12 protein-coding genes are annotated in these 19236 nt (G+C 63.3%); 8 read left to right on the forward strand and 4 right to left on the reverse strand.

Going from position 1 to position 19236, the window contains the following annotated elements; genetic code table 11:
- Window positions 1-330 precede the first annotated feature (330 nt).
- The 3 genes from GTP90_RS02755 (at window position 331) to GTP90_RS02765 (ending at window position 2106) form a co-directional block, all read left to right on the forward strand.
- Complete coding sequence (locus GTP90_RS02755; RefSeq protein ID WP_161082036.1) at window positions 331-732, forward strand: hypothetical protein; 402 nt, start codon at window positions 331-333, stop codon at window positions 730-732.
- A 175-nt stretch (window positions 733-907) separates the two neighbouring features.
- Complete coding sequence (locus tag GTP90_RS02760; protein ID WP_161082037.1) at window positions 908-1600, forward strand: hypothetical protein; 693 nt, start codon at window positions 908-910, stop codon at window positions 1598-1600.
- A gap of 47 nt (window positions 1601-1647) precedes the next feature.
- Window positions 1648-2106, forward strand: coding sequence for an RNA-binding protein (locus tag GTP90_RS02765; protein ID WP_161082038.1), 459 nt, complete (start codon window positions 1648-1650; stop codon window positions 2104-2106).
- Between the two features lie 169 nt (window positions 2107-2275).
- On the opposite strand, the gene GTP90_RS02770 is transcribed toward GTP90_RS02765, so the two are convergent.
- A complete protein-coding gene (locus GTP90_RS02770; protein WP_161082039.1) occupies window positions 2276-4102 on the reverse strand; it encodes a site-specific integrase in 1827 nt (608 codons plus the stop codon).
- A 4-nt stretch (window positions 4103-4106) separates the two neighbouring features.
- Window positions 4107-5960, reverse strand: a complete 1854-nt coding sequence (locus tag GTP90_RS02775; protein WP_161082040.1) for a DUF7380 domain-containing protein — start codon at window positions 5958-5960, stop codon at window positions 4107-4109.
- Window positions 5961-6770: 810 nt separating this feature from the next.
- On the opposite strand from GTP90_RS02775, the gene GTP90_RS02780 reads away from it, so the two are divergent.
- From GTP90_RS02780 to qhpG, 5 genes are read left to right on the forward strand one after another with little or no spacing between them, the layout of a single operon-like run.
- Window positions 6771-8360, forward strand: coding sequence for a ferritin-like domain-containing protein (locus tag GTP90_RS02780; RefSeq protein ID WP_161082041.1), 1590 nt, complete (start codon window positions 6771-6773; stop codon window positions 8358-8360).
- 9 nt (window positions 8361-8369) lie between these two features.
- Complete coding sequence (locus GTP90_RS02785) at window positions 8370-9785, forward strand: hypothetical protein (protein WP_161082042.1); 1416 nt, start codon at window positions 8370-8372, stop codon at window positions 9783-9785.
- Window positions 9785-10609 (forward strand): hypothetical protein, encoded by an 825-nt coding sequence (locus tag GTP90_RS02790; RefSeq protein ID WP_161082043.1) that lies wholly within the window; start codon window positions 9785-9787, stop codon window positions 10607-10609. The genes GTP90_RS02785 and GTP90_RS02790 overlap by 1 nt, the downstream gene beginning before the upstream one ends.
- The gene (locus GTP90_RS02795) at window positions 10599-11999 is read left to right on the forward strand and encodes a radical SAM/SPASM domain-containing protein (protein WP_254451687.1); all 1401 of its coding nucleotides are present in this window, start codon (window positions 10599-10601) and stop codon (window positions 11997-11999) included. The genes GTP90_RS02790 and GTP90_RS02795 overlap by 11 nt, the downstream gene beginning before the upstream one ends.
- A 5-nt stretch (window positions 12000-12004) precedes the next feature.
- Window positions 12005-13480 carry a flavin-dependent monooxygenase QhpG gene (gene qhpG / locus GTP90_RS02800; RefSeq protein ID WP_161082044.1) on the forward strand — a complete coding sequence of 492 codons (1476 nt, stop codon included), beginning with the start codon at window positions 12005-12007 and terminating at the stop codon, window positions 13478-13480.
- Between the two features lie 113 nt (window positions 13481-13593).
- On the opposite strand, the gene GTP90_RS02805 is transcribed toward qhpG, so the two are convergent.
- Together GTP90_RS02805 and GTP90_RS02810 are read right to left on the reverse strand one after the other, a co-directional pair.
- Entirely contained in the window at window positions 13594-15399 is a 1806-nt protein-coding gene (locus tag GTP90_RS02805) for an alpha/beta hydrolase (RefSeq protein WP_161082045.1), read from the reverse strand.
- Window positions 15396-18905 (reverse strand): CHAT domain-containing protein, encoded by a 3510-nt coding sequence (locus tag GTP90_RS02810; protein WP_161082046.1) that lies wholly within the window; start codon window positions 18903-18905, stop codon window positions 15396-15398. Before GTP90_RS02810 ends, GTP90_RS02805 begins: the two co-directional genes overlap by 4 nt.
- Window positions 18906-19236: the final 331 nt, after the last annotated feature.

Consider the following 19236-nt stretch of genomic DNA (forward strand, 5'->3'; position numbering starts at 1 on the left):
CACCTGAGTAGAGCATGGTAATCTGATCTTGATAACTTCAGTTATCCGCAAGCTAGGCGTCACAAGCCATCTGACAGCAACATTCCTACCTCAGCGCCACCTCTGGCGCCACCGCGCTCTCCGACGAAAAACCAATTCCTATGGGTGTCCACCAGTGCATCCCTAGGTATTGATTTTCTGAGCCGTCCATCGGCTTATCGCACATCGCGTGCGTCGTCCAACCAGGGCGGAAACTTGTGTGAGCTCGCTCACGCATCTTGCAACGTCGTCTTTCCCTTCAAGTATTTCAACCCAACCGCGCAAGCGGATTCTCATCCATAAGGAGACATCATGCATATCGAACCGAGCATCATCCCATCGCTCATTGCCGCCGGCAGTGGCATTGTCACGGCTCTCATCACGGGGCTGATCGGCAAACGCTTTGCCAACATCAAAGCGCTGCAAGACAAGCTGAAGCTGGCGCAAAGCGATATCGGCTACCTGCTCAAAGTCGAAGAAATCCACTGCGAGCTGATCAAGGTGCATACCGGTGAATCGCACAAGTTGCGTATCCGCCGGCAAGCCGAATGTGAAGGCGTAGCATGGTCCGGGCAGTTTACGCCTGGCCGCGTCCGCTACTCGGGACGTCAATCGTCCGGGCGCTTGTTCGGACTCTTTGGCCGCAACAAAGAGCATAGCGAGCCACGCAAGGAATCCAATTCCGAACGCGCGGAAACGACTGTCGAGCATTAACACCCGACTCACGGCAAGCACCAGATCGACCGGGACGCAATCACAATAGATCGCAGCCCAACCGATCATCAACCTCTGTCTCATGGGCCATTGGCCCACGTGGGACGCACCCATTTCTTTCAAACCCGCGGAACCCCTCTCGTGGGGGCTCCGCTTTCTACACTAGGAGCTAATCATGCAAGTTACCCTGAATCCAGAACAACAACTTTTCGTCATCAACACCGGCAGCGGATACAGCTGCCACGGCTTCCAGAACGTTTTAGACGAAATACGCGAGCTGGTAAAGCGCCTGAAACGCCTCAAGATGTTGCTGCCGACTTCGAACCTCGCCCAGATCAATCAAGACGAAGTTGGTACCCTGAACCAGTACCAGCAGTACCAAGATCTGGTCAAGCTCATCGGTACACGAAAAGTGGGCACCTGGTTCAACTTCAATACGGCAGCTTCGGTGCGCAAGGTACTGGAGGAATGCCGTGAGGAGGGCACCACCGTGCGCGTCTTCTATGGCGACACCACAACGGGCCGCAGCTGGCTCGACGAGCACGACGTGGTCGGCCGCATCGGGCGCTCCGCAGGCAGCCTGCAGATTCCCTTGCTGGTACCCGAAGGTGAATATGGCGGATGCGGCATATTGGACGCTAGCATCATCCGGATCGTCGACGTAGGCACCGGCATGGACCTTTACCGCCATAAGCAATTCCATCTGCCGGCCATGGAGCTCAAATTGGACGAGCACAAGGAATATCCACACGCACTGCACATCGCAGACGTGGAGGGGAATTTCGGTGTGCACGCTCGCTTCGCATCACTACCACAAGCTTCTGCCTACATCGCGTTCCTGCACGGCGACATGCACCGTCTGCATTAAGCCGCAATGCCCGGAAATCGCCAACATAACATTCAAGGAGCAACGCTATGTCGCAACACGACTGCCGCTTATCCGGCATCATCAATACCAACGAGGCTACCACCATTGAAATGATCCACTCGGCTATGGCCCCGTTCCTGCAAGTTAAACACGTCGATTTTGAGCAGGCAATGAACGAAGGCAGTATCGAGTTTGATGGGGGCTCGCTCTCACTGAACATCGACTTTGCATGCGCTGGATCGGAATACCGGGACGCGGAATTGGACACGCTGTTTGCTAAGCTGTCCGCTATGGTCGATGGTCCAAATTGGCTCGAGGTCTTCGATTACGATACCGGCAATATCGAAGATGCGAGAGTGCCGCATTTTCTCGGAAGCACCGACGAACGCAAGCTGGCGCAATTGCAATACGCGCTTGTGGAGTTCGGTCAATGGGCTGAGCCAGTGATCGGAAAAGACGCGGTGATGGCGGTAGAAGCCATGGTCCTGGCCAAACCAAGGAACTAGCCATCTCGCGATTCAACCGTGTTTAAGATGGACACGGATCCTAGCGGTGCTGGATAAGAACCAGGCATCAATAAAAGACGGTACCTTCGAAGGTACCGTCTTTTTTTTTATGCAAACGGGGAATCGAACCACGTCATGACTCGGACACGACGTGCTTCATCCGTGGAATTCAGGACTCGGACTGATCCAGCGACGCATAGTACCGCGCGGCCTCGTCGGCGATCCGCCGTTCCTTCTCCTGCACGTAGATGCTCGTCGTTGCGGAATCCTCATGGCCCAATATCTCCTGGACCACGGTGACCGGCATCTTGCGGACGGCCAGCGTGCCGAAGGTATGCCGAAAGGCATGCGGCGACGTGGTGCCGAACTGCTCGATGTCCTCGACCGCCATTTCAGGCAACCCACCATCGCCATCCAGCGCCTGCAGATCACGACGCACCCGCCCCAGCGCCGCCTTCACCAGGTCGTATAGCGCCCCGCCACCATATCCCCGGGGGGCATCGCCTTCATGTTTGGATCTTGCCGCCTGCGTGCCGGGGATCACGACCGGCGACACGAGCGGCAGATCGGCCGGCGCATCGAAGTCGACGCCCAGGTCGTTCCAGTGCGCGCGCAAGGCGGCGATGGTCCGATGGCTGACCGGCACCTTGCGCCACTTGCTGCGCTTGCCCAGCACCGAGAGCATCCACACGGTGCCCTCCGCCTTCCCGCCTTTCCCCTTGCCCTTGATGGCGCCCGGCACCTTGCACGGCCCCAGTTTCGCCCGGTTCGCCCCCGCCACCTCGTTTCTGCGCAGGCCCGAGTCGCCCATCAGCAGGATCGCCGCCAACGCCACCCGGTCCTGGCTGTTTCCGGCCACCTGGCCGCGACGCTCGAGCACGGTGATCAAGCCGTTCCACGCATCTTCACTCAGCGCCTTGTCGATCTGAAGTTGCTCCACACCCTGCGTCACGACCGGGTCGGCGACAACCGCCCATGGATTACCGCCGAGATAACGGACCTTCACCAGGTAGTCGAAAGCGCCGCGCAAGATCTTGATGGCGTACTTCACCGAGCCGGGATCCAGATTCTCCTGGGCGAAAGGCTTCCACAGCTTGCTCGAGCGCGGCGCCTTCGTGCCGCGGAACTCTTCGGAAGGGTTTTCCACGAACCGCATGTAGGCCTCGCAGTCGTCGACCAGCAGTGACGAGACGGGTTTTCCGGCGACGAACGCCGACCACAGGACCAGGCGCTCAACCTCGCGCCGATAGGCCCGTAGCGTATGCGGCTGGTGATGGTACTTGGACAGGTAGCAATCGAACGCTTCCAGGTCGTCCTTGGCGCCGATGAAGCAGAATTCCCGGCCGCGGTTGATCCCGTCATGGCCGTCCAGCCCGGCCGGCAGGACGAAGCTGCCCAAGGGCGCCAGGCGCGGGGCGGCCGGATCGAGCATCACCAACGCCGGCGCGCGCCGCGTTTCCTGCGCCGCCAGCGGCAGTTCACCGAGCTGCTCCCCATGCCGGCGCAGCCACTGCGCGATCGCGCCCGCGCGCCCGTGGCCGATGCGCGGAATGGCCCGCCACCAGCCGGGCCCCCGCTGCGCGACCAGGTCGGTCAGATCCCGCACGGTATGGATGCCTTCGGCGCCCAATATGCGCACCGTCAAAGGGCGGAACCACACCGAAATCTGATCGCCGGGGGAGGGGGAGGGCGCGGGCAGGTCGGCGACGCGTATCAGTTCGCCAAGCAGCGCCGCCGGTATCGCACCATCCTTGCGCGCGGCCGCGATCGTCCCGCGCCATGTCGGGTCGTTTTGCGCCGCCTGCTCGACCAGGGTGTCGAGAAGCCCGGTGAGAAAGGACTCCAGCCCCATTCGCACCGGCTCGCTGTCATGGCTGTAGTACAGCTGCGCGATGCGCGCCGGCGGCATATGCGCGCAGTATGCGCGCAGCGCCACATAGTCCAGGTGGCTGTAGCGGCGGACGTCCGCCGGAAGGCATTGGGTCGTCTTGGCCATCTGCTCAGGATCCAGATGCCTGGGTGGCGGCGCCATCGGCGGACACCATCGCCCGCAACGCCTGCAGGACCAGCCGCAGGATCAACCACCAGGCGTACACCGCCTGGGCCGATTCGCACAGGGCGCCGTCGGCCAGGCCGTGGGCAACCGCGTTCCTCAGGTTGGCGCCCTGCTGATGGCACATCAGGGCCCGGATCTCGAACGTGACGTCCTCGCCGAACACCTCGCGCATCTGCGGCCGCTCAGCCAGCGCCGACAAGCCGATCTCCATGTCGACGCCGCCTTCATGGCTGCTGGTCAGGGCGCCGGCGGCCTTCAGCTGCACTCGCACCATCTGCTCGAACTGCGGCAGGAGGATGTGCGTCGCCTGCGCGAAATCGAGATGGAAGCCGGCGTGCAGGCCCTTGGCCACCAGGTCGACGCGCTCGCGCGGCACCAGCGGCGAATGCTCGGCCATGAACACGAAGTCGGCCACCGACAACGAGAACCGCTGGCGCATGACATGCAGGGCAGGGGCGATCATGGTCCCGCCGATGATCTGCGCCTGCCGGTCGAAGGACCTGACCATCTCGGACATGATCTGCTCTTCGGTGGGCGCGTCGCCGACGCCGCAATGCTGCTCGACCACGCGCCCGTCGCCGGCCAGCGTCGTGGAGGAGAACAGCCGGCCGATGCTCGAATCGAGGCCCGCCAGCGCGCCCTGGCGGAACGCGGCCGCGCTGGGCGGCTGTTCCATGGTGACGAAGGCGAGCAGGGCGTCGGTCGGGCGCAGGCACTGGACACGCTGCTGGGCGTAGGCGATGAAATCGTCCACCGCGACGCCCGGTCCCTGGAGCGTGGACATGTCGCCGAGCACGTGCTGGCCGGCCAGCAGCAATTTCTGGCGCACCCGTTCAACCGCGCCAAAGCCAGCCAGCCGGTCGCGCTGGGCGCCCGGCAGATCGCGCAACGCCTTGACGGCGTTTTGATACAGGTGCAAGGCCAGTGGGCCCGGGCCGGCGGCGTCGCCTTGCGCCTCCCAGCTGCGCGCCACCTCGTGCAGCATGGCCATGCCGCGATCGCCATCCTGGGCGCGCCCGTACCACAGGCGGGCGTAGTCGAAATAATCGCGCGCCATCCAGTGGTTGCCGGCCCCCGTGTGGCGCTGGGCGATATCGGCCAGTTCGCCGGCGACGGTCATCGCGTCGACGTCCGGGCACCGTTCCACGAACAGGATATCCACGTACCAGCGCGGCGCCATCCCCTCGGCCAGGTCGCGCGCGCTGGCATGGAAGGCGGCGAGCAGCCGCTGGCGGATCAGCGCCACCCGGTCGGCGCCGGCCTTGCCGATGCCCTTGGCCAGCTGCAGCGCGCGATGCCAGCACATGCCACCCGATTCGGTCCACTCGTCCGAACGCAGAGAGGTGGCCATGTAGCCGTCGATCGCCAATTGGGCGAACGAGACGCCATGGCGCTTGCCCAGCAGCCAAACCAGGTCCGCCATGCGGGTGCGCAGCGCGACGTCGGCGACCCCGGGCGCCACCAACGCCAGCCAATCGGGAACGTCCGGCGCCAGGTCGCCCGGCAGCGGGGAGCGTGCGCCGTCCGGCCAGGTCATGCCGGGCAGGAAGGGCGTGGTCTTGGTTTCGGGGGATAGCCGCATCGAGGTGATCGATGCCAGGATGCCCAGCACCTTCGCCTGGCGCGTCGCGCCGGCCTCCCGCGCCGCGCCGGCGCGCGCGAGGAAGGCGTTGGACCAACCATATTGCAGGCCGTCCGGTTCCGCGGCCAGCACGCCCTCGTAGCCGCTGCCGGCCAGATCGTCCACCGTCAGCGAGTCGGCGCCGGGAGATTCAATTGGTTCCTGTTCTTTGGGCATGGCATCCTGGGTTGGAAGTTGGGGCGAGCGTGGCCGCGAGCGTGCGTGGCCGGGGCGCCGGCGCGGCGCGATGGCGCCGACTAAGCCCGCAGGGACGGACACGCCATCCGTATTTGCACGGCCATCAGAGGCCGGCCGCGAGCGTCCAATATACCATAAACGCTTCGGTGATAATTGGGATTATCACCGTTCATGGTAGTTTAGCTCGTGTTGCGTTTTTCTCCAATTTCAGGAACATCTTTCATAGTGCGGTCGTTGGAGTTTTGCGCAACATGCGGTCATTTTTTACCATGCCATCGAATACTCGCTGGTTAAGCTGATTGCGCCGCACACGATGTTTGACGTTCGCCGGTGATAGGTTGGCTAATCCAACGCGGCCGCGCTCTTCCCACTCGTCAAACGGCCCGATCCACGCCGGTCGCTTCACACCCGCCCATACCCCCTTGACGTTTCCCAACTGTCACAAACCCCAATGAGCACGCCAGATCATCAATCCCGGTGACGCATGATGCTAGCGTTGCAGGTGGTGTTTCCGCAACCATGGCGATTTTTAATAGTTGAAGATTTTATAAGTCGTTGCGATACTCGCACAACTGTTGGCCCGCCCTGGCGGCGCCGGCATGCCACCTGTCCAAGCCAGCCTGACGCAAGTTTTCCAGATCGGCCCGCGACGCGGCGCACCACCTGTCTCGTTTGCCTGATCACGCTATTGCCGTTGAACGCCGTCGCCTTGAGCCGAAGAGCACTTCGCTTGTCCCGACGCCTATCGCAACGCATCCCTCGGGATGTCCGACATGAGAAGGACACGAAATGCGAGCTGCACAGATCCGCCGCCACCTCGGCGCCCCCTCCGCCCTCCTGCCCCGAACCGGCACCGAGCACGGCCTGCCATCAACCACGCCACAGCTGTTGCGCGGCACGGTGGCGCCGGCAGCGGCCGCCAAAGCCGCCAGGGCGCCGGCACTGAACCTGGAATTTTCGCCGCGCGACTACATCACCTACCTGCTGTCGATCGACGCTGAAATTGAACACTGTCTGATGGTGCAATACCTGTACGCCGCCTATTCGCTGGGCGGCCCCCAGGTGCCCGAGGAGTTTCGCGACAGCGTGCGGACCTGGCAGGAGGTGATATTGGGCATCGCGAAAGAGGAGATGGGCCACCTGATCTCGGTGCAAAACGCGCTGCGCCTGATCGGCTCCCCGCTGCACATGGAACGCGAGGACGAGCCCTGGGATTCGCCCTTCTACCCATTCCCGTTCACGCTGGAACCGCTGACGCTCGACTCGCTGGCCAAGTACGTGTACGCCGAATCACCTGTCGACTGGGACGGCGGTGCGCTGGGCGACGAAATCCGCCTGCGCGTGCACGCCCAGACCGCCGATCCGCACCAGGTGGCGGCGCTGTTCAACACCCTCATTCCGCTGGTGGCCGATCCCGACTACCTGCCCGACGCCGCCTTCGACGCCTCGACCCTGCCCGCCCAGGCCGACTTCGCCGAGTGGGGCCGCGGCTACCAGGGCGGCCATCGGGGCCGCCCCAGCGGCCAGCCGACGCAGACGCCGGACGTGCTGGTGGTGCCGCAGACCTGCCGCGACGACATGGTCGCCGCCCTGCACGCCATCGCCCAGCAGGGCGAGGCCACCAGCGGCACCACCGCCTCGCACTTCGTGCGCTTCCTGCGCATCTATGTCGAGATGCGCGAGCTGATCGAGCGCACGCCGCTGACGGCCGAACATTGGAACGCGGCCCGCCCGCCCGATTTCGCAGCGCCGCAGTGGCAGGCGCTGCAACCCGAGAGCAAGGCCGGTCTGCTGGCCGGCGCCCGCCCCGGGCGTGCCACCTGGGCGCCGGCCCGCCAAGTGGCCATCAACCCCTACGTCTCGCTCGATCCCGATGACGACGGCAGCGACGAAAGTGCCACCGCCACCCGCATCAGCCATCCCGAATCGGCGCTGTGGGCCACGCTGCACAACATCCGCTACCGCATGCTGCTGAACTACCTGATCCACAGCTTCACGCTGTACGGCGGCTTGAACTCGGCCGGCGCGATCACGCCGCGCGGCGCCATCGTCAACGCCACCTTCGGTGAGATGTACAACCTGCGCGCTATCTCCGAGATCCTGATGCAGTCGCCCGTCTCGGCCGACGATCCGGCCGCCGGCTACGCCGGGCCGCCATTCCAAATGCCCTACACCCTCAACAGCCCGTTCGGCGAGGCCAACAAGTGGCGCGGCCACCTCGACCTGCTGACCGCCTCGGCCAGCGTGGTCGAGGCGCTGCAGCTGCTCACCCCCGAGTCCCGCCATGCCTATCTGGCATCGCTGCGCGAAGCCGACCGCAACATGCGCGAGCTGATCCTGCGCATCCTTTCGGGCAACATCGATACCGCCTTGCTCTAGGAGTCCATCATGCCGATACTGGAACTGAGAATCCTGCCGCCGCTGGCCGTGGCCCGCCTGGGCGGCGCCGCCGAGCCGCTCGAGGCCTTCGACCTGGAGACCGATCCGGACAGCCCGATGAATTACCGCCGCATCGTGCCGCGCGAGAGTTTCGAGGTCGATCCTCAGAGCGGCCGCATCGTGCGCGCCTACGTGCCCGCCAACATCCGCTTCAAGGACGACGACAAACTGGTGCGCCCGGTCGCGCCCTTTCTCGAGGTGTACGCGCGCACCAGCGAGGAACCTGAAGAGCTGCAGCCGTTGACCACCGAACTGCTGGCCCAGCAGGGCCTGGCGCTGGCCAACCTGCATTGGGACGTCGAACTGGGCAACATCAAAATCTACCGCCGTACCAACAACCGCAACGACAAGATCCACGCCAACCTGCTCGGCCTGAAGGACCACGCCCGCCACGCGCTGAATGGCTGGTGCGAGAACTTCAAACAAGGCAAGACGCTGCCGCTGGGCCACGTGCAGTTTATCGCGCCCACCGACGCATTCCCGGAAGTTCGCCTGCGCTACACGCCGGCCGCCGGCAAGGTCTATGGCAGCCGCATGCAGCGCCTGGAACCGCAAGGCGACGGTGTGCCGGTGCTGGTGCCAGACCCCGTCATCAACAGCGAAGATCTGGTGCTGTACGACGCCGCGCGCGGCGATTGGCTCAACTACACCGAAGGCAGCGGCCCGACGCTGACCAACCCGGCCGGTATCTACGCCGGCTACGCCAACGCCCAGGGCCAGCAGGTCAGCTGGGGCTACCTGGACGACGAATGCGACGGCCTAGTGCGGGTGGTGCTGAAGCTGGCAGACGGCAGCACTTTGACGGCCCAGGCCACCATCGGCGCCGGCCCGCCGGCCTACGCGCCGGACACGCTGCCTATCCGCGTCGTGTCCGACGAGATGGAGCAGCTCTTGCACGGCCCCACCGTACCGGAGCAGGAGGTATCGCTGGAGCAGGCCACCGAACTGGTGCTGCGCGCGCTGGAGACGGTGCGGCTGATGAACACGGCGGTCATGAACGGCAACCCGGTCAACGGCCGCCTCAACGTGGCCAGCACAATGGTGCGCCAGAACAGCAGCGACTTCGAGCGCTACTACGAGCCGATCGCCGCCGCCTCGCTGGTCGACAACCTAGCCCTGCGCGCCCTGCACGAGCGGGTGTTCAGCGCCCTGTCGGCCGGCGGCGCGCCGTGGTTCGCCCAGACGCTGCGCCTGCCCGAGGAAATCGGCGACCTGTCGGCGATCGCGCTGCGCAAGATGCCGGCGCTGATGCGCGGCGCCGACGGCCGCAGCCTGACACTGACGCGGCGCCACATCGACATGGTGGTCAAGGCCGCCCGCAACGCCATGTTCAGCCAACCCGACACCCCTGCAGGAGAACTGTGATGGCCGCCAAACAGCCCAGCCTGAGCGCGAGCAACCTGACCGCGCAAATCCACCACCGCGGCGCCGGCAATCCGGCCTCAATCCTGCCACGCAGCGCGATTTCCAACTGCTTCCCCGGCCTGGAATTCGACTTCCGCAACCTGTGGCGGCGCGCCTTCGAAGGCATCGTGCTGGTCGAGAACAACAACTACGTGATCGACGCCGAGCCCGCCTACCAGCACCTGGTCACGCGCCGCCTGTTGCGCTTCGCAGGCCTGGAAGTCGGCACCATGGTCAACACCACCGGGCCGGTGTTCCCCGACGGCAGCTCGGGCACGCTGGCCTCGGTGGCCAATCCGAACGCGGTGTCCTTCATGGAGTGGTCGAACTCGATCGCCCGCATCCTGCACCTGCAGGGCCAGATGGTCAGCTGCGAATTCACCGCCCAGTCGGACGCCAGCACCGAGGTGCTGGCCGGCCCGGACACGCCCGCCATCACCGTCGAGCTGCGGCTACGCACCTTCTTCGAACCCGACACGGCCGCCTTCAATCCGGCGCTGCTGCAGCCGGGCGAGCTGACCCAGGGCCTGTGCGCGCCGTGGCAGAACGACTACCGCGAGTGCGCCTGCTACTACTGGGCCGCCTCGCGCCCCGATTATGTCAACGTCGAACCGGGTGTCAACGGCCTGTCGCACGGCGACATGTGGTTCGCCAAGAAGCGCACCGGCACTTACATCCCGGACAACCGCGCCGACACCCGGCTGTATTCCTACGACGACCTATTCAAGTCCTGGCAGGAAGACCTGCGCTTCATCATCCGTGGCAAGGATGCCGATGAATCCTAACGCCATGGCCGATGCGGCAAACGGCGCCGCCCTGGCGCGGGCGCTGAGAAGCCGCATCGTGCCGGCCTCGCGGCCGCGCCAGCGCCACGCCCACTTGGTCGACGACGCCCAGGGGGCGCAGCTGTTGATGGTCAACGGCACGCGCCTGTACCACCTGCCGCCCGAGCTAACCGAGCAGTTCCGCGCGGCGCTGGGCAGCGACGACCCGGCCAGGCTGCAAGGACTGGTCGACAGCTGCGGTTTGCGCGCCGAGACGCTGATCGACGACACCCCGCTGGCCGCGCCGCCGATGCACGCGCTGTCGCTCGCGATCGCGCAGAAGTGCAATCTGGGCTGCACCTATTGCTACGCGCAGCAGGGCGAGTTCGGCGACAAGGCCAAGAGCATGGCGGAGCCCCAGGCGCTCAAAGCGGTCGACCTGTTGTTGTCGCAGGCGGCGCCAGGCGCCAAGGTGAACCTTGCCTTCATGGGCGGTGAACCCCTGTCGAACCGCGCGGTGCTGCGCAGCGTGACCGAGTACGCCAGCCGGCAGGCGGCGCTGCGGCAGGTCGACTGCCGCTTCTCGATCACCACCAACGGCACCTTGCTGCGGGCGGACGACGCCGACTTCTTCGAGCAGCACGGCTACGCCGTCACGATCAGCCTGGACGGCGCGGCCGAACAACACAACCGGCTGCGCCCCTTCAAGGGCGGCAAGGGGTCCTTCGACCGCATCCTCGAACGCATCGCGCCGCTGCTGGCGATGCAGCGCCGCATGCAGGTGTCGGCGCGCGTCACCGTCACGCCGTTCAACCTGAACCTACCGAGCACGCTCGATCTGTTCATCGGCATGGGCTTCCACAGCGTCGGCTTCTCGCCGCTGCTGCGCGCCGCCAACGGCCGCGCCGAAATGGGCGAGGCCGAGCTGGCCGAGATGTTGGAAGCGATGATCGCCTGCGGCCTGGCATTCGAGCAGAACATGCTGCGGGGCCGACGCTATCCGTTCATGAACATGCAGAACGCGCTGCGCGAACTGCAGCGCGGAACGCACCGGCCCTACCCCTGCGGCGCGGGCGCCGGCTACTTCGGTGTGTCGGCTGACGGCGAGCTATCGGCATGCCACCGCTTCGTCGGTGACGCGCAGGGCGCCATGGGCTCGCTCGATGGCGGGGTCGACCGCGCCCGCCAGGCGATCTGGCTCAGCGAACGTCATGTGCACCAGCAGCAGCCCTGCTCGAACTGCTGGGCGCGCTATCTGTGCGGCGGCGGCTGCCACCACGAGGTGCTGGCGCGTGGGCGCAGTGCCTGCGACTACATCCGCGGCTGGCTGCACTACACGATAGGCGCGCACCAGCGCCTGAGGCAGCTGGCGCCTGACTGGTTCGCCGCGCCGGCCGGCAAAGCGGACTGAGTCCGATGCGCGACGGCGACAGCCCGTACGATGCACTGGTGCTCGGCGCCGGCCCGGCCGGCGTTTGCGCCGCGTTGCGCCTGCAGCAGCTGGGCTACCGCGTCCTGCTGGTCGAACGCAGCGCCGTCTGGCCGCGTGCGCAGGTGGGTGAGGCGCTCACACCGGGGGTGCGCAACATCATCGCCCTGCTTGACGCCAACGACGCGCTGGCGGAGGTGCCCCACGTCGCCCACGCGGGCAGCCGGGTGCTGTGGCGCCACCGGGAACCCGACCTGCTGCGACCGGCCGGTTCGGCCATCGTCGACCGGGGCCGATTAGACGAGGCCCTGCTGGAGCTGGCGCGGCGCCGTGGCGTCGAGATCGAACAGCCTGCCCGTCTGCTGCACCTGACAGGCGCGGCGGGCGACTGGCGCGTCAGCCTGCAGTGCGGCCAGGCCGGCCGCCAAGTGCGCGCCCGCTACCTCCTCGACGCCAGCGGGCGCAGCGCGGCACCCCGCATCAACTGCGCGCCTCGGCTGGCGGCCTTGTGGGGCGAGGTCGACCAATCGGTCCTGCCGCAGCTGGACGGCGCCACCCAGGTTGAAGCGCTCGAACACGGCTGGCTGTGGGCCGGCTGCCTCCCCGGCCGGCGCTATCGGCTGATGCTGGTCTTCGATCCACTCGCGGCCCGCCAAGCCCAGCCGGCCGGGCCGGAGTCCCGCCTTCGCGCCGCCTGCGCGGCCAGCCAGCTGCTGCGCGCGGCGGCCGAACTTCCCCTGTTGGGTGCGGTGCAAATGTGCTCGGCCACACCCTACCTTGCACCCGACAGTTGGCAGGACGGCCGCCTGAAGCTGGGCGACGCGGCCTTCGCGCTCGATCCGGTTTCCTCGTCCGGTGTGGAAAAAGCGATGCGCCTCTCGCTGCAGGCAGCGGTGGCACTGCATACCGTGCTGAGCGACGACCGCAAAATCCGCCACGCGCTGGCGCGCCGCTTCTTCGAGGGGCGGCTGGTGGAGGCCTGCGCGCGCCATGCGCACTGGACTGAAGCGTATTACGGCCAGGCCTGGTGCGCCGAGAAGCCCTTCTGGCAAGCCCGCGCGCGATGCGAGCCCTGCGGCGACGGCGCGACGGGCCCGGACCTGCTGGCCACCCTGTCCACAGAGCGTGCACGCCTGGCCGCGTACCAGCCGCCCGTGCTCAAGCCCCTGGCCGGGTTTAACCCGGCCCTGCCGCTGCGCCTGCATGGCGACGCCGCGATCGTCGAGCTGCCCTGCGTGGTGGACGACCAGGTGTTCCTGCACTCGGCGCTCGACCATCCCCAGCTGGAGCGGCCGCTAGCCTTCCTGGAGAACGAAGCGTTGTTTCCGAACTTGGCCAGGCTGGCGCAGCCACTGCCACTGACCCAGCTGCTTAACATGCTGGCCGCCAGCATGCCCAGCCACAAGGCCCAGCGCATCGCCGCCTGGCTGTGGCAACGCGGCCTACTGGAAAGCGTTGGCTGAGCGGCCAGTAACGGGCTCCGCCACGAAGCCGCTTAGCCGCCATGCTGATGGAGCGGGACCTTGTCTAGGAGTCCTAAGAAGTCAGCGACAGAGATGGGCGAACAGGCTAGGATTCACTTCTGCTTTGCCGCAAAATTCTTCAGTATTGGCACGGCCATCCGCGCCACGCCATCCGTCGCGCGTCCCAAATGACTCAGTGCCTGACCACTATCGCCATACCGACGGTAGTATAGCGACGCCAGTGCGAATGCATCCGATGAGCATGGCACTGCGGGGGCGTAGCGCCAGCCCTTAGTTCGCTCACCCGTCAGGACGCAGCGTGCTTCTGCCGGCAAACCGAACCAGATGAGCGCCCGCAAGTCGTCCTTCGCCATATAGACGAAATCGGAGTGTCCGACCGCGTCGTGTTTGGCTTTCGAGACATCGATCACATCCAGCAACTTTGTCGGCAGCACACCACCTTCGAGCTCGCCTGCCCGGAGCAACTCCCGTTGACCCGGCGAGGCGCTGTGGATAGTTTGGGACAATTGGAGTGCACGGTCGCCTCCTGCGGCGTATAGGGTCATGTGGATCGCGAGGGTATCGAGTCTGGCCACAGTTGAGGTGAAATCAGCACTTTCCACATCTGGGGCGGCGAACACGACACTATCCACTGGCAGCTTGCGGCCGCTCGCGGCAATAAGTGTCAGAGACTCTAGCAACAAGCGGCTCCCCATCGAATGCGCGATCACATACACATGCTTTGAAGCTGTTTGACCCGCGACGTTTGTCAGCAATTCCAGCAAAGCCTCACGGTTCACGCTTGATGTCGCCTCGTCGAGATCCGCCGGATACCCTAGCAGGCTCTTCTTGGAGGGCCAGCTAAAGGCAATCACATTCCCATCGATTTCCAGGTCAACTGCCAGAGTGGCCGCCGTTTCCACACTGTCCTGGAATGACTGATTGAAGCCATGAATGTAGACCAGTGTTTCCTTGTGGTCCGACCATTCGATACCCTTACGCAGCGATGTCCAAAATTTTTCCACAGAGCCAAGTTCCGTCACTTCCTTCACAATCACATGTCGTGCCGGGTCGCTGCTAAAGTCGAGCCGAAAGACTGACGGATGCGGAATGCTGCCGACATCGCGAGTGCGCGGGACGCTGACGTAGGACACGCCATAATGGGATCCGGCCGCTCGCGTGGTGCCAAAATAGGCGAGAGGGTCACGCTTGCCAGTTGGTGCTCGGGTGGTTTGATAGAAGACAGGGACGATCTGGTAAGCTGCTGCAGGATCCGGAGTGGGGCCGGCACTCAGCGGCCGGAAGCCACTGAGCGATGCACTGGCGATAGCATCTAGTTCAGCGGCCTGAGCGGAGGAAGTCTCGGCCTTCTTGGCATCACCAGCGTCCCGCTGCGCCAGGGCCAACTCTGTCAGCACGAACCTGTTTGCTGGGTCGGAGTTCCCTAAGGCTAGCCGGGAAATCGCATAAGCCTGGTTCAGCAAATCTACCGCTCGTCTCGGGGCCTGAAATCGCAAGTACACCTTTGCCGCCGCGCGGAGGACCGGCACAAGCCTAACATCTTGTTTGCCATAGACACGCTCGGCGTCCTTGAGCGTAGAGGCTGCCAAGGCCAGAGCTGTCGCTTGATCGCCATTGACTGCGTCAACCGCGAGCCGCTGTAGCACCTCGGTCTTCCATTGCACAGCCAATTCGAGATCGGCATCCGACTGTGGTTTGAAATCGGCTAGCGCTGTGAGAACGACCGGCAAGGGAACTTGCCCTTCGACGGTCTCGGAATCTGCCGCCATTGTGGTCAAGTCGTAACAAAGCAAGACAAGGCACACCACCAGCAAAATGATGCGACGCAAACTGAACCGCGTACTTCTATCCATGGTGCCACCTCGCAAAAATGTTCCATTACGGGTTAACTTGTTCATCTGCCTGAACCGACCAGAATGAACTGCGACCAATACCCCGGATGCGCTCGGACTGACCGCTCGCTGACGGTACAGGAGACGGCACTATCCGTGCAGCGGATATTCGCGACGGCTTTTTGGAGGGCTGCAGCGCTGGACAACCGATCATCTCGAATCCCCTTCAGGAAACTCACGGCCAAGTCTGCTGTCGTCGATTCGTCCACAGGTTGATTGGTCGCTAGCACTGTGTCAGCACCAGCGTAGAAGAACGCATTTACGAGACCGGCATAAGGCTGCGGATCCTCGGTCGAGCGGCCGCCCGCCGTTTCACAGGCCAATAGCATGACCACGCGGACCGCAAAATTCAATTCCATTACTCTGCTCGAGTCGAGCAAATCAAAGGTCGAATCCGACTTGCCGCTTGACGGCGCCAACACGATTGCGGCTTCTCGCGTTCCGTAGTGCTCGCCCGCTCCGGCAGGAAGTGTGTGCGAATTGATGAGCAGAATGTCAGACGCCGCCAATTTTCCCGCTTGGCTGGCATCCGCCAGACCGGCAATACTGGCCTGGCGCCCCAACAGTGGCACATGGTCGTCGGATCTATTGGTACGTTGGAGTAAGCGACCAGTCTCCGGCATACCGTCTAGCCGCAGCTCTTTGAGGGTTTTGACCGCCACACTAGGTTCGCCTATGCCCAGTAATTTGCCCATTTCCTGCGATTGGTGGCGTTCCATGAACTTTAATGCATGGACGGAGGGCACTGAAACGAAGGCATACCGGTCGCCTAGCCATTTCATCGAGCGATAGGACGCGAATGTAAGGTGAGACTGCGAAGGCGGCGGAGCCGTCACCAAGGCCTGGAACGGAATTCGCGACAACTCTGCCCCGCCAATCAGATAGACAGTAGTCAATCCGGCCAGTTCTTTTTCAAGTGGGCGCACTACAGTCCGGTACAGCGCCCAGGCGCGATCTGCCCTAAACGGCGCGGGCAGAGTACGTCCGCCTTGAGTCGTAAATCTCAGGCTAGCCAGCAACTGATCCGTCCCGGTTTGCAGCTGCGAGCGCGGAATATCGATCCGAAAGAGTGTGGCCCCTTCCGGTCGGATGACGACCGCCAGCAGCCGCTTTTCTGCCGGCATGAACAAAACGGCGGCTTCGCCGGCCCGCAACACTCCATTGAGTTCTTTCAAGGTCACGGTGCCTTGCTGCTTCAACTCCTCGTAGCGCTCGTAGGCCTTAGGGTCGGCGGTGGCTACGTCGAGCAGCTCGGACATATCACCGAATTGGGTTGAGCGGAAAATACTCGCGAAGCCTTGGAATGTGACGAGCCGGTCGCCCAGCTGGCTCCACCTGCCCTCGGCCCTGCGCACTTTCTCTCGCGTTTTTTCGTCGGTGAATACAGCGCGGGCGGTGGCGGCTGAAATTCCGTTATCTGCTTGCAGCATTGCTCCGATCTGCAACAATTGAAATTCGCCATCCGCGAGTGGCTTACTACGCGAGTTTGCAAGGCCGCTGTCGTCCAGTAGCTGGTTGAGTGCATCAGACAACTGAGCGCGAGTTTCAACGTCCGCATTGACGAAAGCGGTGACGAGAGCGGGCTTCAATTCGGGGCGGATAAGCAGGCACGTGGCAACGTGCGCCAGTGATTTCCTCTCACCTGCACGGTGTTCCAGCAATTTGCTGAAGCGAGGCCAGTTGGCGAGAAATTGTGCGGGAGAGAGAGGATCTTGTCTCTCTTCGTCATGCTCTGTTCGGAACATCCTCGTTGAGGAGCGGTTCGAAGGCACCCGGAACAGTTCCAGGACATCGTGTTCGAACAGCTTGCGGATACGAGGCGACGGGAGTTGCTTCTTAAAATGAATGGCCGCGTCCGCTTCTAGCTGAAAGGCCGCGAAGAACAAATCTTCGAAGTAGCTCTGCTGGTTTTCGGCCTCGAAACTACCTGGAACCATGATGCCGGGCATGCAGGGCACGATATCAACTGGCTGCCAGTCCGTGCTGCGCTGTGGCGCCACGTTGGACTGAATGCGCTGGGCCAGAGTCTCCAAATGCTTCCACCGTTTGGTCACCGCCAATACGCCAAGTTCCATCACATCGGCCATGGAGTGAAGCTTCACGACGTTCGCCGCTTCCATTTGAGAATGTTCCTTGATCATCTCTTCCGAGAGGACACGAAAAATATCCACCGCTTCCAATGCAGTTCTGGTGTCGCCCAATTCCAGCGCCGTGCTAAAGCCACCGCCGAGCAATACTGCAGCTGTCGTCTCTTCATCCATTCCCATAAACCCGCGCTTCGGTGGGACAAGCGACAACAACCTGCTTCGCTGCCCGTGCGCGGTCTTGGTGACCCAATACGACGTCGCTTGCCATTCGTGGAGCCTGGTCCAAATCTGCTGCAGTGAACCGTCAAACACGCTATCCAATGGCGGCACCACATCTTCTAATTCGCCGAGCACTTGCATGAGCTGGCCACTAACTTTGTCCGGATCCCTTTCACTAGACTGCATCAGCAACTGGAGCTTCGCGTTGCCATCGAGCATTTGAGCAAGTCGAAACTGCGTCGTCTTGACGTTGTCTTCTTGGTGCAGGTCGTGATAATGCATGCTGAGGAAGGTTAAAACATTCAGGCACGTGAACCGAGCTGCCGCCGGGGACGCACAATGCTGGCTAATATAGAGCTCCCCAAGCCGGGTCGTAAGCGCATGATCGGGCTGCTCAGCGGTTGCGAATTGGCGCAGCAGGTCATAGGCGAACAATTGCCCGTGGTCGTTCATGTATTGCATCAGCCGTTCCATCAATGACGTGCTTTCGGCACGGCCGGATGCTGTCAATCGTGGAAGCACGAACATGACTGCCTCCCTGAGCCGGCGCGCGGTGTAATATTTTGGCAACGGCGTCTGGTCGGCCTCCATGAGCTTGGCGCGCGTAGCACTCAGCTTGTCGTCCAGCTCCGCGCGCGTTGCCAGCTCATTCGGCCGCTTGAATTCCGCCAACGTGCTATCGCCAGGTGCTGCCGGCGTTTCATCGGGGACCAGCCCACGCGCGGCCAACTCCGCAAGATCGTCGACCAGATCCACGGCGGCCTTATTTGACTCCTTGGTGGCGAAGAAGGGCACGCCGAACTCCGCTTCCATGCTAACTAAGGCAGTACGCAGCCCGACATCGGCCAGGATGGACTGATACAGGCTGGGCGCTCGCTCAGCGATGTGGATAAGATCCACTGCGAGTGTCACCGCATCGACCTCGGCGGGTTGCTGTTTGCTTGCGAGGCTCTCCAGCTGAGATTGACTAGGCACGAAATCGTGCCCGGCGGATCCAAGCTTTTCTCCGGCCAAGGACTCGGCTTCGATGCGGGCGTTGTATGTCTTCACGCGCTGGGCCAGCGATGCACACAAAGACCGGAATCGCGCGTCCCGTTCCGACTGGGCCGCTGAGACAGCGACCTGTGGTGCGACCTGGACATCGGTGGCGCTGGCTAAGCCGGAGAATACGAAGAGACACGCCAGAGTAACTGCAAAATTACGCATAGCATTCTCCAGAAACCAAGGGAATTACTCGCAAAAGCGCAACCCGACGACTATCTCAGCGGAAAAAATATGGAGCTTCGCTTGCATTTACATAGCGGTGACATGCCTCAGCATTGAGCGTACCTAAGCCAGGCAGCCTAGGCAATTTAAGTTCGCTATCTTCATTCTTCGTCACGGCCAAAACGCAGCATCCGAGCAACAACCGATCGCGGCATAGGGTGCACGGTGGATGGGTAATTGATCCACGCGCAAGCTGCGCGCCGATATCTGTGGACGGCGACAATCCTGACCTGGCACCGCGTCATAAACTCTCGCACTCTCTTTGTGCTTA

Origin of the sequence: Duganella vulcania (genome assembly GCF_009857655.1) — a bacterium.
GTDB classification, from domain to species: Bacteria; Pseudomonadota; Gammaproteobacteria; order Burkholderiales; family Burkholderiaceae_D; genus Rugamonas; species Rugamonas vulcania.

Bases quoted from the DNA above. Each gene is read 5' to 3' on its own strand.
- GTP90_RS02755 (WP_161082036.1), top strand. From the start codon at position 331: ATGCATATCGAACCGAGCATCATCCCATCGCTCATTGCCGCCGGCAGT.
- GTP90_RS02760 (WP_161082037.1), top strand. From the start codon at position 908: ATGCAAGTTACCCTGAATCCAGAACAACAACTTTTCGTCATCAACACC.
- GTP90_RS02765 (WP_161082038.1), top strand. From the start codon at position 1,648: ATGTCGCAACACGACTGCCGCTTATCCGGCATCATCAATACCAACGAG.
- GTP90_RS02770 (WP_161082039.1), bottom strand. From the start codon at position 4,102: ATGGCCAAGACGACCCAATGCCTTCCGGCGGACGTCCGCCGCTACAGC.
- GTP90_RS02775 (WP_161082040.1), bottom strand. From the start codon at position 5,960: ATGCCCAAAGAACAGGAACCAATTGAATCTCCCGGCGCCGACTCGCTG.
- GTP90_RS02780 (WP_161082041.1), top strand. From the start codon at position 6,771: ATGCGAGCTGCACAGATCCGCCGCCACCTCGGCGCCCCCTCCGCCCTC.
- GTP90_RS02785 (WP_161082042.1), top strand. From the start codon at position 8,370: ATGCCGATACTGGAACTGAGAATCCTGCCGCCGCTGGCCGTGGCCCGC.
- GTP90_RS02790 (WP_161082043.1), top strand. From the start codon at position 9,785: ATGGCCGCCAAACAGCCCAGCCTGAGCGCGAGCAACCTGACCGCGCAA.
- GTP90_RS02795 (WP_254451687.1), top strand. From the start codon at position 10,599: ATGAATCCTAACGCCATGGCCGATGCGGCAAACGGCGCCGCCCTGGCG.
- qhpG (WP_161082044.1), top strand. From the start codon at position 12,005: ATGCGCGACGGCGACAGCCCGTACGATGCACTGGTGCTCGGCGCCGGC.
- GTP90_RS02805 (WP_161082045.1), bottom strand. From the start codon at position 15,399: ATGAACAAGTTAACCCGTAATGGAACATTTTTGCGAGGTGGCACCATG.
- GTP90_RS02810 (WP_161082046.1), bottom strand. From the start codon at position 18,905: ATGCGTAATTTTGCAGTTACTCTGGCGTGTCTCTTCGTATTCTCCGGC.